General features: G+C 48.0%; 13 protein-coding genes. 7 read left to right on the forward strand and 6 right to left on the reverse strand.

Annotation, left to right across the window (positions count from 1 at the left end; translation table 11 throughout):
* Positions 1-146: 146 nt before the first annotated feature.
* Positions 147-1,058: a tetraacyldisaccharide 4'-kinase gene (lpxK, locus tag LRY47_RS06865; RefSeq protein ID WP_295223658.1), complete on the reverse strand. Its 912-nt coding sequence runs from the start codon at positions 1,056-1,058 to the stop codon at positions 147-149.
* The gene (locus LRY47_RS06870; RefSeq protein ID WP_295223659.1) at positions 1,036-1,812 is read right to left on the reverse strand and encodes a glycosyltransferase family 2 protein; all 777 of its coding nucleotides are present in this window, start codon (positions 1,810-1,812) and stop codon (positions 1,036-1,038) included. Before LRY47_RS06870 ends, lpxK begins: the two co-directional genes overlap by 23 nt.
* A 197-nt stretch (positions 1,813-2,009) precedes the next feature.
* Between LRY47_RS06870 and LRY47_RS06875 the strand changes: the two genes are divergently transcribed.
* The 6 genes from LRY47_RS06875 (at position 2,010) to LRY47_RS06900 (ending at position 10,593) form a co-directional block, all read left to right on the forward strand.
* Positions 2,010-2,798 carry an IclR family transcriptional regulator gene (locus LRY47_RS06875; protein ID WP_295223661.1) on the forward strand — a complete coding sequence of 263 codons (789 nt, stop codon included), beginning with the start codon at positions 2,010-2,012 and terminating at the stop codon, positions 2,796-2,798.
* Between the two features lie 100 nt (positions 2,799-2,898).
* On the forward strand, positions 2,899-4,566 hold the full coding sequence (dnaX, locus tag LRY47_RS06880; RefSeq protein ID WP_295223662.1) for a DNA polymerase III subunit gamma/tau: 1,668 nt from the start codon (positions 2,899-2,901) through the stop codon (positions 4,564-4,566).
* 217 nt (positions 4,567-4,783) lie between these two features.
* On the forward strand, positions 4,784-6,757 hold the full coding sequence (locus LRY47_RS06885; RefSeq protein WP_295223663.1) for a hypothetical protein: 1,974 nt from the start codon (positions 4,784-4,786) through the stop codon (positions 6,755-6,757).
* A 77-nt stretch (positions 6,758-6,834) separates the two neighbouring features.
* On the forward strand, positions 6,835-8,088 hold the full coding sequence (locus tag LRY47_RS06890; protein WP_295223664.1) for a PAS domain-containing sensor histidine kinase: 1,254 nt from the start codon (positions 6,835-6,837) through the stop codon (positions 8,086-8,088).
* Positions 8,089-8,182: 94 nt separating this feature from the next.
* Positions 8,183-10,156, forward strand: a complete 1,974-nt coding sequence (locus tag LRY47_RS06895; RefSeq protein ID WP_295223666.1) for a methyl-accepting chemotaxis protein — start codon at positions 8,183-8,185, stop codon at positions 10,154-10,156.
* A 71-nt stretch (positions 10,157-10,227) separates the two neighbouring features.
* Complete coding sequence (locus LRY47_RS06900; protein ID WP_295223668.1) at positions 10,228-10,593, forward strand: thermonuclease family protein; 366 nt, start codon at positions 10,228-10,230, stop codon at positions 10,591-10,593.
* Positions 10,594-10,624: 31 nt separating this feature from the next.
* Here LRY47_RS06900 and hisD read toward each other — a convergent pair whose 3' ends face one another.
* From hisD to LRY47_RS06920, 4 genes are read right to left on the reverse strand one after another with little or no spacing between them, the layout of a single operon-like run.
* Positions 10,625-11,899, reverse strand: coding sequence for a histidinol dehydrogenase (gene hisD, locus LRY47_RS06905; RefSeq protein WP_295223669.1), 1,275 nt, complete (start codon positions 11,897-11,899; stop codon positions 10,625-10,627).
* Positions 11,900-12,949: a diguanylate cyclase gene (locus tag LRY47_RS06910; protein ID WP_295223670.1), complete on the reverse strand. Its 1,050-nt coding sequence runs from the start codon at positions 12,947-12,949 to the stop codon at positions 11,900-11,902.
* Complete coding sequence (locus LRY47_RS06915) at positions 12,949-15,351, reverse strand: DNA polymerase I (protein ID WP_295223671.1); 2,403 nt, start codon at positions 15,349-15,351, stop codon at positions 12,949-12,951. The genes LRY47_RS06910 and LRY47_RS06915 overlap by 1 nt, the downstream gene beginning before the upstream one ends.
* Positions 15,348-16,340, reverse strand: a complete 993-nt coding sequence (locus tag LRY47_RS06920; protein WP_295223672.1) for an NAD(P)H-dependent glycerol-3-phosphate dehydrogenase — start codon at positions 16,338-16,340, stop codon at positions 15,348-15,350. Before LRY47_RS06920 ends, LRY47_RS06915 begins: the two co-directional genes overlap by 4 nt.
* A gap of 57 nt (positions 16,341-16,397) precedes the next feature.
* Here LRY47_RS06920 and LRY47_RS06925 point away from each other — a divergent pair, with 57 nt between their 5' ends.
* The gene (locus tag LRY47_RS06925; RefSeq protein ID WP_295223673.1) at positions 16,398-16,682 is read left to right on the forward strand and encodes a late competence development ComFB family protein; all 285 of its coding nucleotides are present in this window, start codon (positions 16,398-16,400) and stop codon (positions 16,680-16,682) included.

Consider the following 16,682-nt stretch of genomic DNA (forward strand, 5'->3'; position numbering starts at 1 on the left):
CCTATTTACTACGAAATTTCCAACATAAACTAATCATACATTCTCGTCTCCCCCTTTAACAAAGGGGGATTAAGGGGGATTTTCATTTGAAATTAATCAAAATCCACCCCGACCCTCCCTTGTCAAAGGAGGGAGAGCAAAACAACCTATCTCATATCGAGTATCTGGAAGAATCGTTCCCTGTTGCGCAGATTGATATCTATCTTAGTGTAAATAGTGTCCTGTTTCATGTCGTCCGTCAGCTTAACATAATCCTTTTCTGTGGTGACAAGACAGTCAAGCTCAAGGTCTTTCGCCTTCTTCATCATGCTGTAGCCCTCGCGGTCGAGGTATATGTGATGGTCTCCGAATATCTTTTTACTGGCGACATTTACGCCAATCTTTTTGAGAAACGAAAAAAACTTATAGGGTGACGCTATTCCAGCGAAAGCAAGGACGTTCTTCCCTTTCATATCCTCTTCGATCTTTCCGTCTTCGTTGTAAAACCCTGCAAACTCTATATCGCTGAAGAAAACGGGCTTGTCCTTAATATACTTAGCTGTCTTCTCCGGTATAGTGTCGTTCTCTGCTCGTGTGAAAACGACTATGTCCGCACGGGAAATGGCTGATGCAGGTTCGCGCAGATATCCGAACGGGAACATCCATCCCGTAGACACCGGACGTTTATGGTCGAGCAGACATATATCTATATCCCTCTTCATCCTCTTGTGCTGAAATCCGTCGTCCAATATATATATGTCAGGTGCAAACTCGCGCTCCGCATATTCGTATGACTTAATGCGTTCCTTTCCGGTTATGACTATGGCTCCCGGGCAGTTCACCGCTATCATATAGGGCTCGTCCGCCGCAAGCTCCGCGCCGATAAGCACCTCTTCGCCGTTGCTTATCACATGGGTATCGTAACCGATCTTTCCTCTGTAGCCGCGTGAAAGCACGCAGACCTTCTTTCCCTGTTCCAGAAAATGTTTCGCTATCATTATGGTAAAAGGTGTTTTTCCTGTACCGCCCAGGGAGATGTTGCCTACGGATATTATCTTAGCCATTTTTATTTTTTCCATCCTGAATTTCTTTTAAGAACAGATACTTGAGATAAACATATATGGACGAGCTGACAGCAACCGCAAATCCGGCAAAACCGTCCCGAAAGCCCGCCTTGATAAAATATTTCTTTACGAATGCGAACAGTGGCTTCGTGAACAGATCTAAGTAGCTGAACCTTTTGCCGTTTTTATTATATGATTCTGCGGCGATCTTTGAATATTTCACCAGCCGCTGATAGTGGTCGAACGTATCCTTATATGAATAGTGCAGGAGGTACCCGTTTTTAAGTCTGCCTGTTCTGCCCTTTATGGTCAGAACGTCGTGGGGGTCGTACCCTGCCCAGACGGGTTCCGCCGAGCGTTTTACCAGCCGAAGTTTCCAGTCCGGCTGCCACGAATGTTTCAGAAATCTGCCCATATAATGGGTCATACGGTTAACAGAGTAGCCGTCCAAGGCACCGCTGCGCACCGCGTTCTCTATCTCTTTACGCAGACTGCCGTCAACAACCTCGTCGCAGTCCAGACAAAGCACCCACGGCTTAGTGCATTTTTCAAGTGCCGAATTCTTCTGTGCTATGTGACCTTTCCAGTCTTCATCGTAAACCTGTGCGCCAAGCCCGCGGGCAATCTCCGCCGTGCGGTCGGTTGAGTGTGAATCCACTATTATGACTTCCGAAACAAACGGAAGCACAGCGTTCAGTGTTCTCTCTATGTTCTTCTCCTCGTTAAAGGAGATAAGCGCCGCCGAAACGGGCAGTTTTTCCTCTTTCATATGTCCTCTCATCCTGCGGATTATATCAACAGAGGTGCGGATTATACAAGAAATTGTTTGAATATGTAATTTTCACCATTTTTTTTAAATTTCACTTTCTTAATTTACAAAACTGTGGTTTACTCTTGCTAAAGACACAGCCAAATATTATAACGATTTTCTAATTTATTCGCTAACTAGGATAAAAGGAGCGTTCTATGGGATATAAGCCGGATGTAAAACCTGTCCAGTCAGTTTATCACGCATTACAGCTGTTCGAGGTTTTCCGCAATGCTGAGAATAAAGACGAATTCGGAGTCACTGAACTCAGCAAATCGCTCGGTCTGCACAAAAACAATGTGTTCAGACTTCTGGCGACACTCGCATCAAGAGGATATATTGAACAAAATCTCAACACAGAGAACTACCGTCTTGGTATAGGCATTTTCAATCTCGGACAGAAGTTCGTGAACAAACTCGGAATTTTAAAACTTGCACGCCCGTTTATGGAAAAAATAGTTTCTGATGTAAATGAATCTGTTTACATCGGTATCCTGCGTGAAGGCAACGTGATCTATCTTGATATAGCAGAAACAAGTCTTCCTGTTCGCGTGGTTTCCCGCGTGGGCAAGGACGTTCCGGCGTACTGCACTGCAATAGGCAAGGTACAGCTCGCGTTCTCTTCCGAAGAGGAAATTAATAAAATATACATGGGTGCAAGACTCAAAAGATATACTGACAACACAGTCACCTCACTTCCGGTTCTGAAAAAAGAGCTGAAAAAAGTGGCTGTTGACAACTATGCGTTCGACAACGAGGAGTTCGAGCCGCGTGTGCGCTGTATTGCTGTTCCCGTTAAGGACTATCTTGGCGTTCCCGTTGCGGCGCTGTCCGTTACAGGTCCGGCTTGCCGTATGTCCGAACAGAGAATGGAAAAAGAGATTCTCCCCATCGCACGCAAATATGCGAGGGAGATTTCAAAACGCCTCGGCTACCACGAAATCTAAGCTGTAAGGAATAACTTACTGCAAAGCCCTGCTGAAGCAGGGCTTTTTTTGCTCTGATATTACACTTGACCAAACGGACAACATACTTTAACTTCTACATATGTCATATGTCGCGCTTGCCCGCAAATTAAGACCTCAAAATTTTGACGAGCTTTCAGGACAGGGATTCGTTGTCACAACCCTGAAAAACTCCATTGAGATGGGACGCATCGTCCACGCATACCTTTTCACAGGTCCCCGCGGCGTGGGCAAAACCAGTGCGGCGCGTATTCTGGCAAAGGCAGTCAACTGCCTTGACCCCGACGGATGCAACCCCTGCAACAAATGTGAAAACTGCCTTGAGATAACAAGCGGGACATCAATGGACGTTGCGGAGATAGACGGCGCATCAAACCGCGGTATCGACGAGATAAGGGATTTGCGTGAAGCAGTCCGTTTCCTCCCCATGAAGTGCCGATATAAAGTATATATAATAGATGAAGTGCATATGCTCACAGAACACGCGTTCAATGCACTTCTGAAAACCCTTGAAGAACCGCCGGAATACGTCATCTTCATTCTGGCGACAACCGACCCCCACCGTATTCCTGCGACAATAATTTCCCGCTGCCAGAAATACGATTTCAATAAAATACCTTACGACATAATGTACAAGAGCCTCGCAAACGCTCTGGACAAGGAAGCAATAACATACGAACCCGATGCTCTCAGCCTTGTAGTGCGCAATTCCGACGGATGTATGCGCGATTCGCTCTCTCTTCTTGACCAGATAATAGCCTTCACAGGCGGCTCTCTGGACGAGCAGAACACGTCTTTCCTGCTGGGCTATTCAGATAAAAACATACTGAACAGACTGTTCGATGCGGTTATTAAAGAGAATACGCAGGATCTCCCGCAGATATGCACGGAACTTACCGCGAAGGGCATCAACTACACTTTTGCGGCGGAAACTCTCATTGAGCATACCCGCAACCTGATGATGCGCATAATCACAAAAAAAGAAAATCCGGAACTCACATCAAAAGAGAACGAGTTTTACGGCTCTCTGGCACAGACCACAAGCGAACAGCGCCTCTTCGCACTGTTTCAGGTCTTCCAGAAGCTTTTGAACGATATAAAGTTTTTCAGTTTCAGCCAGTACGTTTTCGAGTTCGGAATGTACAAGGCGGCGAGCATTTCGGCACTTATACCAACAACAGGTATGGCTCCGACCGTGCCGCTGGGCAATGCGACGGCACCTGTGAACAACCAAGGAACGTCTGCTCCGCAGCCTATTATACAGAAACCGCAGGCGGACACATCCACACAGCCTGTTCTGTCGTCCACCGACATCCAGCTGCAAAACATAATGAACGCTCTGGACGACAACAAACAGCCGCTTATAGCATCCAACCTGAGCCACGGATACATCATTCAGCAGACGAACGGCGTTCTCTCCATAGGCTTCAGCACCGACAAAAAGTTCCATTACGACTACATAGCCCGCAAGCAGAATCTGGACGTTCTGAATCAGGTGGTGCCAAAGGCGTTCCCGACCATTTCCGAAGTTTCGGTGATCCTCGAACAGGATTCCAAAAAAAAAAGCATAATTGAAAAAAAAGAGCATATCGAGACCATCCATGACATCCGTATAAAAAAAGAGGCGGAACAGGACAGCATAGTGAAGCTCCTTCTCAACGAGTTTGACGGTAAACTGCTGGATATTGACGTGTTACAGCGCCCCAGTTTCGACGCGGAAGAGGACGAAGAACACGAAAACGAAGACTGACAGCCCATTTCTGACAACTATCTGAACACATCTTTCCTTTTTTTCATGTATCATCGCCTTAATACAATTTTTTTTAAGGCTGTGCTTAATGCCCAAATATCGGTTGCTTCTGGTTTTTCTTTTTCTGATGCCTATTTTTTCTGCCAATGCCGCTATAGAAAATATAAATTTCTCGGTTTCTCCTGAACTATTGCGAAACAGCTCTGTCTATCTAACAATGGCAGACGCCGGAACGCTTTTGAAACAATGCTTTCCTCATACAACAGTTTCAGTTAACAAAGCATCCGGCAGTGTGAATATTCGGCTCAGAGAGCGAGCCGATAGAAATAAATTGCTTCATAAACCTCCTTTTAAAGTTCTTACCAAGCTACATGGCTACCGAATAACATCCGCTCCCACAGCCGAAGGAGCGGGTGTTACGGTGACCGTGGAAGCAGACACCCCGCAGGGCATCGTAAACGGCATCTACGGACTTCTTCAGCACAAGCTTGGTTTCCGGTTTTTCCATCCCAAAGAAACATACGTCCCCATATACGAAAACTGGCCGCTTGCGCCTAAATTCGAGTTTGAGGGCGAGCCGCTGTTTGCAAACATGGGCTTTCACATGCACACAATGCATCCGGTTGAACTCACCGAACCCCTTTTCAATCCGGACATTCCGTTCGGTAAGGACGATGTGAAGCAGTACATCGACTGGCTGGTGCGCAACGGACAGAACACTTTCCAGTTCTGGATACTGCGCACCGCAGACAGACGCATCTGGCCTGCGTATGCTTCGGATTACATAAAATATGCAAAACGGCGCGGACTGCGGACAGGCGCGGTGATAAGCCTTTCGACACTGCAGCAGAAAGCTTTTCAGGCTATGGAACTTCTGCGCCCCGAGAGCTACGAACAGCAAATCGACCGCAATATCAGCTGGCTTATGCAGGTTCCGTTCGACTATGTCTGCATTGACTTCACTATGGGCGAGTTTCTGCCCGATCTGGCACAGCTTCTACCCGACAAAAAAAGATACATCCTCGACCTCATCGCACACAAATATAAGCGCAGGGTCTATGAGAATACCCATGTGATAAAGCGGAAACATTCTGACACACCGTCCTATGCCGGTCTTCTCATCCACTCCGTCATGTTCTACAGTCTGGCGGAAAAGAACGCTCCGGTTTACGGAAACACCAATCTGCACTTCATGTATGAAATGCTGAAAGAAAACAAAGACAAACGCGAAACGTGGTACTGGCCGGAATCATCCTACTGGGTGACGTTCGACACTTCAGTTCCGCTTTTTCTTCTGCCGTATCTGAAAAGCAGATACGACGATATACAGCTTTTGAAGGACGACGGCATTTCAGGACACGTCACTTTCACAAGCGGGTGGGAATGGGGTTACTGGCTGATAGATTACAGCATAACCCGTTTCTCGTGGCGGCTTTACGACAACGGTAGAGAACGCAGAGTCACGGAGGATTCCGTACTTACGGAGCTTTTCGGTAAAGATTCTGAAAAACTCTGGCATGAAGCGTTTCTTTTACAGGAAAAATATCTGAAAAATGACAACCTCATAAGCCTGATGGCGGCAAAAACGCCTTTCGAGGAACTGCCCTATCCTTTCAACCGGAGTTTTCAGCCTTCAGACAGCGCATCCGTGTTCAAAGCGGCGATCCCCTTTATGGGTGAAAGCCACCGCGAAAAGATGCAGAAACAGGCGGATATGCTGGACGAGTTCTACAGGCGTTTCTATGCTGTAACTCAGCAACTTGAGAAGCACCACGGTGACACGGTTTTCATGAAGGATACGCTCAGAACAGAAATAATCAATGCCATGTACATCACCGCCCTACGCGCAAAGCACCGCCAGCTGACGCTTACGGCGGCGGCACACCGCAACACATACCTGAGCGATTCCTCAGATTATTACATCCAGACACTTCTGGAAGAAGCAAAACGCGTACGCGAAAAAGCCGAGGGAATAGTCCGCTGTCAGGAACTCATCTACCGCTACCCCATCTCGCTCATTGCGCGCCGAACCAGCACACATACTTCGTATAGTTTTGGGTATCTTTACCCTGTAAGCGGGCTGTATTTCTGGGAAAGAGAGGAGGAACAGGTCACGAAATCCCGATTTGACGCCTTCTTCATGAATATTTGGGACTTTACAAAAACACTTGGACTTGATGGACTTTTTTAATCCATAATTACTCATTCTCTGTTGCAATCTGATTTTTCATACTTTAACATTAAATATTAAACTATATCAGGTTTCCCATGACCGGCGAAAACAGCCATGCAGAAAATGACATTCTGAAAAGGGTACGGTCTGAGAACGCGGCTCTGCGCGAGCTTATCAAACGCTCTTCCCTGGGTTATCAGTCAATTGATATCAACGGCATGCTGCTGGACGTCAATCAGGTCTGGCTCGACACAATGGGCTATTCCAGTGAAGAGGTTGTCGGGAAATGGTTCGGAAACTTCATCCACGAAACCTATCTTGAAAAATTCAAAAAAGGATTCGCGCATCTCAGAGAAAAAGGAATAATTGAGGATTTCACTTTTATCCTTAAACACAAAGCAGGGCATGCCATTGAGCTTGTTTTCAACGGTACAATAGAACGCGCGCCAGACGGCACATTCCTCCGCAGCCATTCCGCTTTCCGGCGCAGCGAAGCAGATATTATAAAGGATGAAAACAGAGTATATCTCGGCATTGAGGAACGTATCTTCAACAAAACCCGTCTGGAACTTATGGGCGAGATGCTGGGAGCCATTGCCCACCAGTGGAGACAGCCGCTCAACGCGCTTGCGCTCATCGTGCAGGACACTCAGGAAGCTGCGGAAATTTCCGGTCTGCAGTCGGATGAGATAAAGTCCAACACAGCCATGGCAATGGAACTGATAATGAAGATGTCCTCCACTATAGACAGCTTCCGCAGTTTTTTCAGCGACAGGCATGAAGAGGATCTGATATCGGTAACCTCCGTGCTGACAGAGTGTATTTCACTTGTTTTCAGCCAACTCCAGCAGTGCGGGATAGATTTCACTTTTATCTGCGAATCAAGCAACGACTATTTCATCTGCACTAACGAAGTTAAACTGCCCCCCTGCCAGTCTCAGGAAAACCTTATAAAATGCAGCGGAATAGAGATGAAGCATATTTTCCTGAACATCATTTCAAATGCGAGATATGCCATAGTAAAAGCTATTATGAGCGGACACCGCTCCCGTGGGAAAATTGAATTTCATGTCAGGTTTTCCGCAGAATGTGTAGTAATAACCGTGACAAACAATGGCGAAAACATACCGGAAAAGGCTCTCTCACGAATTTTTGAACCTTATTTCACAACCAAGGACGAGGGCGAAGGAATAGGCTTGGGGCTTTTCATCAGCAAAACCGTCATAGAAAAATACATGCGCGGCACTATTGACATCTTCAACTGTGAAGGCGGAGTAACGGTGCGCATAGTGCTCCCGCTTGCCGCTTGTACGGGTTCAACCAGCAAAACACATCTAAAGACTTTATAAAATTCATAAAACTTACAATCTTAACATCCGTTTTCAATAGACTTATCCCAACAGGACAGTTATTATCTCATTATTAACCTGTGGGGGATTAAACATGAGTATCAGAAAGAAAGTAACGCTGGCGCTTATTTTTCCGGCGATTGCGTTATTATTTTATTCATTTTCATCGTCTTATCGGTATTATACCGTCCATTCAGGTATGAAGCAGGTCAAAACCATGGTTCATGCCAGCGCGGCAATAAGCCGACTTGTCCATGAGATTCAGAAAGAGCGAGGCATGACCTCCGGATTTATCGGGAGCGACGGAACGAAATTCGCAAACGAACTCCCCTCCCAGAGACAGAACGTGGACAGTGAGGTCGCGTCTCTCAAAAGATTCGTGTCTGACAACGAAATAGACGCAGAAATCAAAAACAGACTCAACGCGGCGCTCAACACATTTGAAGAGCGCGCAGGTATCAGATCCAAAATAGATTCCGGGTCTGTTTCCGCAGCGGAAACCACCGCTTTTTATTCCGGTATGAACTCAAAACTTCTGTCCGAGGTGTTCAGTGCATCAGGACTTACCAACGACGCTTCCGTTTCCCGCTCGCTGGCAGCATATGCCAACTTTCTGAGTGCGAAGGAGAAAGCGGGTATAGAGCGGGCGCTGCTGACAAACGTTTTCGCCAACGGAAAGTTCAGAAACGGAGACTTCGGGCGTTACAGTGCCATTAAAGCGGAACAGAACACATATATTTCAATGTTTCTTCGCACTGCGCCGCCGGAGCTCATCGGCATCTTTGACGATATTTCATCAACCCCCTCATTTGCCGCAACCGCTGCAATAGAGAAAAAGGCGGAGGATCTTTCTGCGGCGGGTGATTTCGGCATTAGTGCGGAGGTCTGGTTTAAAACGGCTACAGACCGTATAAACGCCCTTAAAACGGCGGAAGACAGGATGTCTGAAACAATCGATGCTCAGGCTGCCTCACTGCTGGATTCGTCGTTTTACGCGCTTCTGTTCAACGGCGCGGCGGCGGTTGGTTCACTGGCAGCGCTACTGATTCTGCTTTACATAATTCACACCAGAATTGTTGGGAACATAACGCGACTGACAGCTATAACAGCGGAGCTGAACAGCTCTGACGCGGATCTTACCCGAAGGCTTAACATAAAGACCGGAGACGAGCTTCAGGAGCTTGCTGAAAACGTAAACACGTTCATTGCCGGTATCGGCGTCATTGTCTCCGAGGTGAAACAGACCGCGGAGGCGCTGGCTTCCAGCAGCTGCGAACTTGCGGCAACCGCCGACCAGCTCTCCGGCACCCTTTCCGAGCAGTCGGGTCAGGTCAACGATATCGCTTCCGCCATGGAGGAGATGAACGTGACCTCGCGCTCCATCAACAACCACATAGAAGACGCACAGAAACTCACCGCTGAGGCATATGTTTCCACGAACAGGGGCAGTGTTCAGCTCAGGACAGCAGTTGAAATGGTGGACGGAATACGGCGCAGCGCTGACAAGCTGTCCGGCACTATAAGCAGACTTAACGAATCATCCGGCAGGATAGGCGACATCGTAACAGCAATATCGGATATCGCCGACCAGACAAACCTGCTGGCGCTCAATGCAGCCATTGAAGCGGCACGCGCAGGAGATGCCGGAAGAGGTTTCGCTGTGGTTGCGGACGAAGTGAGGAAGCTCGCAGAAAAGACCCAGACGGCAACACAGGAGATCGTTTCCATCATAAAACAGCTAGCAGATGATGCAAAATCCGCTGATGCGGATATGGAAAATGCTCAGAAGAACGTTGAGAACGGCGTTAAGGCGATTAAAGATACCGATGAAATTTTCGGACAGATACAGGGAGCGGTGGCAACCGTTAAGGAATCCAACGATTTTGTCGGTGTATCCGTCGGTGAACAGTCAGATGCCATAGAAAATTCAACAGACAATACCGCCCATTTTTCAAAAGGCATACAGGAGAGCGCAGCGGCAGTGGCACAGATAAGCGCGACTGTTGCGGATCTTGAACAGCGTGCGGTGGGGCTAAACTCACTTATGGAGAGGTTCAAAACAATCTGATATATATTTTTAAAGGTTATTTTTCACTGATATACATATTGCTATATTTTCTAAACGTGATTTAATTCAGCATGAGGTATATAGTTGCCGTTCTGATAATCTTACTGCCGCTTCCGGTGTTCTGCACAACCTACGGGGACGCACAGTGCACACTACTGGAAATTATTGACGGAGATACGATTAAATGTGATATCGCCGGGTATCCTGATATAATAGGGCGCGGAATATCCGTGCGTTTCCGCGGGATAAACACTCCGGAAATACGTGGTAAACAGCGGGCGTTGGGGCTTATCTCAAAAAGCAAATTGGAGGCGCTCATAGGCGCAAACAGAACTGTCACGCTGAAAGATATCTCGCGGGACAAGTATTTCAGAATAGATGCGGATATTTATGTCGGCGACTGGCAGATAAACAGAAACGAACTTTTGCAGCCGTAAAAAAAGCCGCCCTCTCAGGCGGCTTCGTTTTTCAGTCTTCCTGTCTGATTATCACCGAATTTCGGTGGGCGATAAGCTCTTCGGATTCCGCAAGCACCCTTATGTCGTCCATATCCGCCATAAGCTGTTCTTTGGAATAATATATTATGCTGGTTTTCTTCTGAAAATCATACGTTCCCAGAGGGCTGAAAAATTTTGCAGTGCCCCCTGTGGGCAGAACGTGGTTGGGACCTGCGAAATAGTCTCCGACAGGTTCGGGAGTGTTCTGTCCGAGGAAAATTGCACCCGCGTTGCGTATTTTCAGCATGAACTCCATAGGGTGCGCCACGCAAAGTTCAAGGTGCTCAACAGCTATCTCGTTTACGATATCCGCCGCCTCGTCAAGATCATCAGTAACTATAATTGCGCCGAAGCGCTCAAGGGATTTAGCGGCTATCTCCTTTTTCGGCAGTTCCGCAAGCTGGGCATACACGCTGTTCTCTATCTCCTTGGCAAGCTCCATGCTGTCAGTTACAACTATTGCGCTGGCAAGCTCGTCGTGCTCCGCCTGTGAAAGCATATCCGCCGCCACATAATCCGGATCGGCTGAGCTGTCCGCAACGATAAGCACTTCGCTTGGACCTGCTATCATGTCAATATCCACCCTGCCGAATACCATCTTTTTGGCGAGGGCAACGTATATGTTTCCGGGACCTGTTATCTTGCAGACCCTCGGTATGCTCTCTGTTCCGTATGCGAGCGCCGCAACAGCCTGCGCACCGCCCACTTTGAATCCTCTGTCCACTCCGGCAAGGTATGCCGCAGCCAGAACAACCGGGTTCACCTGTCCGCCTGTTGCCGGTGTTACCATGATTATCTCGTCAACACCCGCCACCTTCGCAGGCAGTACGTTCATAAGCACGCTGGAAGGGTAAACCGCCTTTCCGCCCGGCACATAAACGCCGACGCTTTCAAGTGCCGTCACCTTCTGTCCGAGGAAGGTTCCTTTGGATTTCTCGTACATCCATGTGGATTCGAGCTGTTTTTCGTGGAACTCCACAACGTTCTTTTTCGCGTTTTCAAGGGCGGTTTTCAGCCTTTCGGGGAGCGCATCCCACGCTGCCTTCATCTCGTCCCTTGAAATCTCTATTCCATGTTTCTTAATGTCGTATCTGTCGAATTTCAGCGAATATTCCGCAAGCGCCTCATCGCCGTTTTTGCGGACATTATCGATTATATCAAGTACGGTGCGGAGGTATTCACCCTCCATTATGCCGCCCCTGTCAAGAATCTCCTGTAATTTTTTACTGTCTTTTCTGATAATCATCTATACACCTGTGAAAAATCCTTTTCCGTTCTTTTTGCTGTAATACAGCCTTCCGTCGGCAATGCGCACAACATCCTCCGGCGTGTCGTCCGTGTTTATATCTCCGGGCACTGCAACCACTCCGCCTGAAAGGCTTGCAAAGTCGAACCCGTATGCGTTGAAAACTTTTTTACCTATATCCTGAAGCCGCTCAACGAGAGTGAACATATCGGAGCTGGCATGGTTTGGCAAAATGAGGAAAAACTCGTCGCCCCCGAACCTGCCGAGCACGTCGCTGGTGCGCAGCCCCGCTTTTATCTCGTCCGCAATCTCCCTTATGACGTTGTCACCCGTAAGGTGCCCGCAGGTATCGTTTATCTGCTTGAAGTTGTCGATATCCAGCAGCACGAAGTAAAAGCCCGTGCCGTACCGTCTGTACTCCGCCATGAGCTTTTCCAGAAACTCAGCCATGGCTAGCTTGTTATAGGTGCCCGTCATAAAGTCTGTGCGTGTCTGACGGAATATCAGTTCAGTGTTATACATCTTCTGCAGGGAAACGGAAGCTACTGCGGAAAGATCTTTCATAAAATCCGTGGATATTTCGCCGCCGTATTTCTCTTTTTCCCTGCTGTAAAGGTTGATGCTCCCGATAATATTGTCCCCGTGGAACAAAGGCGCAATAAGATATGAATCCATATCCTCATAAACATCGAACTCACTGATAAGATTAAGTTTCGAATCACCCGTATATGGACGGCGCTCAAGAAAGAACGCCTTAAACACACCTGAGGGCATGAAATATATCCTGTGGTCAAGGTTGTTGCTCTCGCGGTCAAAATCCATAACATCTGCATTAATGAACATCACTGCGCGGTCAACGTCAAATATATCCTCGATATAATGAAGCGGCTTGTCAATCATCTCCCTGAGGCTCTCCGCCAGCAAAAACGAAAATTCTACAGTCCGAAACCCTTCATGTTTCACCTGATTTCGCTTCACCAGCTCAACCAGTCTGTTCATCTCCTCTTTCAGCTCAGCATTCTCACGGATAATATTATTCAGCTTATTCATTATTTTAACTCTCCAAGGTTATTTCCCACAGCGCCGTTGACAACCAGAGGCACGTCCAGCGTTACGACACTCTCCATAATTTTCTGCATAACTGGCGCAAACTCCTCTGCAATATCAGCCTTCACCTCGAATACAAGTTCGTCGTGCACCTGAAGCACCATGCGGGCATCGTACTTATTATCGTCCATAACCCGCCCGCACTCAACCATCGCCAGCTTAATAATATCCGCCGCAGAACCCTGCATGGGCACGTTTACGGCTATGCGCTCACCCCGCATGGCTATGGTCTTGTTCCGGCTGTTTATCTCTTTAATGTATCTTCTGCGCCCCAGAATAGTCTCGGCATAACCCTTTGTGCGCGTCTCCTGCACGGTTTTGTCTATGAAGGTACGAACCGAAGGATAGGCGGCAAAGTACCTTTCGATGAAAGTTTTCGCCTCTTTCTGAGCAATTCCGGTGTCTCTGGACAGCCCGAAAGCGGACAGTCCGTAAAGTATTCCGAAGTTAACGGCTTTCGCCATTCTCCGCATATGGCTTGTGACCTGATCCGGCGCAACGTGGAATATGCCGGCTGCGGTTTTGGTGTGGATGTCCTCGTTATTTCTGTATGCCTCACGAAGGTTAACGTCGCCAGTCAGATGCGCAAGGATGCGCAATTCTATCTGAGAATAGTCGAAAGATACGAATTTATAACCCTCCGCAGGCACAAACGCACTGCGCAGAAGGACTCCGTAATCCCCTTTCATAGGAATGTTCTGCATGTTCGGGTTGACGGACGAGAGCCTGCCTGTGGCTGTTCCCGTCTGTTTAAATGAAGTGTGTATTCTGCCGTCGGCACCTGCATAGTCGCAAAGGGGCAGTGCATAGGTTGTCAGCAGTTTAGTAAGCTCGCGATATTTAAGTATGTTTTCCAGTTCTGACGCGTATATGGGGTTGAGGGATATAAGCGCCTTTATCGCCTCTTCATCTGTGGAGTTCCCTGTTTTCGTCTTTTTCGGCGGCATAAGGGAAAGCTCTTCGAAAAGGAACGATTGCAACTGTTTGGGAGAATTCAGATTTATATCGTGCCCCACAAAATTCTTTATAGCGTCGCTGACAGCGCCCACTTCGTCGCGCAGTCTGTCTGCTACCTTTTCCATAACGCTCTTGTCCAGAGCGATACCCGCCGTTTCCATGTCCGCAAGGACGTATGCGCAGGGAAGCTCCATGTCGAAATATATCTTTTCGAGTTTGTTGTCCCCAAGCGCCTGAACCTCCGCCTCCGCAGATGCAAGCAGCCGCGCTATGAAAGCCGGAAGCTCCTCGGTCTTCGCCCGTTCCAGACCGCCTGTGTCTGCATCGTTCAGCCAGCTCACAAGCATCAGGTCGTAAATATTTTCAGACCTGAAGCCTGTCAGCTTATATATATGCTTTATATCATAGAAATATTTTACGTTTTCAAGAGGTTGTCCGGCGTATTCGTAAAAACAGCCGCCGCCAGCCGCATACATCTTTCCGCCTTCGAAAAGCACCAGTTCAATGTTCGCAGGGGAACACTCTTTAAGCTCTATCACCTGAACCTGAGGCTCTTCGTCCGTTTCCGGCTTCTGCGCATTCAGTTTGTCGATGACGCTTTTAAGCTCGTACTCCTGAAGTTTTTCCATCAGAAGCGCCCTGTCTTCGCGGTTTTCCGGTTCTGGGTCTTTTTCGAGGATATCAAGTTCAACAAGTTTTCGGCTCAGATATGCCTGCTCCTTATTGTTCTCAAGGTTTTCCTTCACCTTGCCCTTTATCTTGTCCAGATTGGCATATATTCCGTCCAGACTGCCGAACTCATCCAGCAGCTTTGCCGCAGTGACAACGCCCACCTTGGGCACACCTGGGATATTATCAGAAGTGTCTCCGGTAAGCGCCAGAAGGTCGCCCATCTTCTCCGGCAGCACTTTAAATTTTTCAAGCACAAGCTCTCTGCCTGCAAACTCGTTTGTCTGTGAATCGTATATTTTAACCCTGTCGTCAACTATCTGAAAGATATCCTTATCTCGGGTGAGCATCCCCACCTCGCCCTCTGCGTGCGCCGCGAGGGTCGCCATGATGTCGTCGCCCTCGTAACCCTCAATGCGGTAATAGGCTATCCCTGTCAGCGGGATAAGCTCATCCAGTATCTGAAACTGAACGTTCAGGTCTTCCGGCGTGGCATCCCGTGTCGCCTTATATTCAGGGTGCTGTTCGTGTCTGCGGTTCTTGCTCTTATGGTCAAAAACTATGGAAACGTTATCTTTGCCGAACCTGTTCGAAAGGGTCAGAAGTACGTTCATAACACCGTGAACCACACCCGTGGGAATCCCTTTGGAGTTTGTAAGCGGCGGGGATTTGTGAAAAGTGCGAAACGCTATATAGCTGCCGTCTATGATTATTTTCATATGCTTTCACTCTTGAGGGGTCTCCTCATCAGATCAGTCACCGAATCCAGCGGTTTTTTATTATTATAAAGTATCTCGTACACTTCGTTTATTATGGGTGTCTCCACGCCAAGACGTTTCGCGAGAAGATACGCCGCTTTTGTGGTATACACCCCTTCGGCAACGTTATTTGTAGACGCAGTAACTTCGTCCAGTGTCATTCCTGAGGCTATTTTAAGCCCTGCCTGCCTGTTCCTGGAAAGATCTCCCGTACAGGTGAGCACAAGGTCGCCCATTCCGGAAAGCCCCATGAAAGTTTCAGATTTGCCGCCTAGTGACATGCCCAGCCGAGCCATCTCCGTCAGTCCCCGGGTGATAAGTCCGGCTCTGGCATTGTGCCCGAACCCCAGCCCGTCGGATATGCCGGTTGCGATAGCCATTACGTTCTTTATAGCTCCGCCAACCTCAACACCTATCATGTCGCTTGAGTAGTAACAGCGGAAATAGCTTGTGGACAGCAGGCTCTGCCACCATTTCGCATCCTCTTCGTCCTTCGCGGCGATGCTCACTGCGGTGGGCATCTTCTGCGCCACCTCTTTAGCAAAAGAAGGTCCGGAAATCACGGCGAATCCGCCTTCGAACTCGCGCTCCAGAACATGTATCATAAGGTCGCCCGTATCTATCTCTATTCCCTTGGTGGCAATAAGTATCTTTTTGCCTTTAAGAGCTTTCGCATACTGCTTCGCTGTTCTGCCTGAAAACTGTGTTGGAACCGTCCATATTACCCTTTCAGCCTCAATATTTTCGATTTCAGAGAAGGGTTTTGCAACTATGTTCTCAGGAAGCTGTATCCCTTTCATGAAAACAGCGTTCTCATGGCTATTGTTTATGCTTTTCACGACCTCATCTTCAAGTGCGTAAACTACTACCTCTTTTGAAGAATGTGCGGCAAGCGCAGCCAGAGCCGAGCCCCAGTTACCTCCGCCGATTACAGCCGTTTTTCCTTGCATAGAACCCCCCGCGGTGATATATTCCATTGTATTCCAGTAAAAATTGTAGGTGCTTTTATGCTTAAAATCAATCAATATGACATAGAATTGCTCAAAAACGTAAACGAACAGAGAGCATGGGAGATTTTCCCAATCTTTCTTGAGCATAACCCCGACCTCTGCACCTGCTCAAGCTGTATTCTTGACACAATGGCTATAACTCTGAACACTCTGCCCCCCTGCTATCAGACAAACGAGCACAATGTGAATGCCGCGCGCAACAAGGTTTCAGACGAAGAGATTTACAGAAAGATGAAGGAAGCGTCGCTCGTTGTTAAGAAACGTCCCAGACACAACAGGTAG

It is taken from the genome of Seleniivibrio sp. (assembly GCF_021209385.1).
GTDB lineage: Bacteria > Chrysiogenota > Deferribacteres > Deferribacterales > Geovibrionaceae > Seleniivibrio.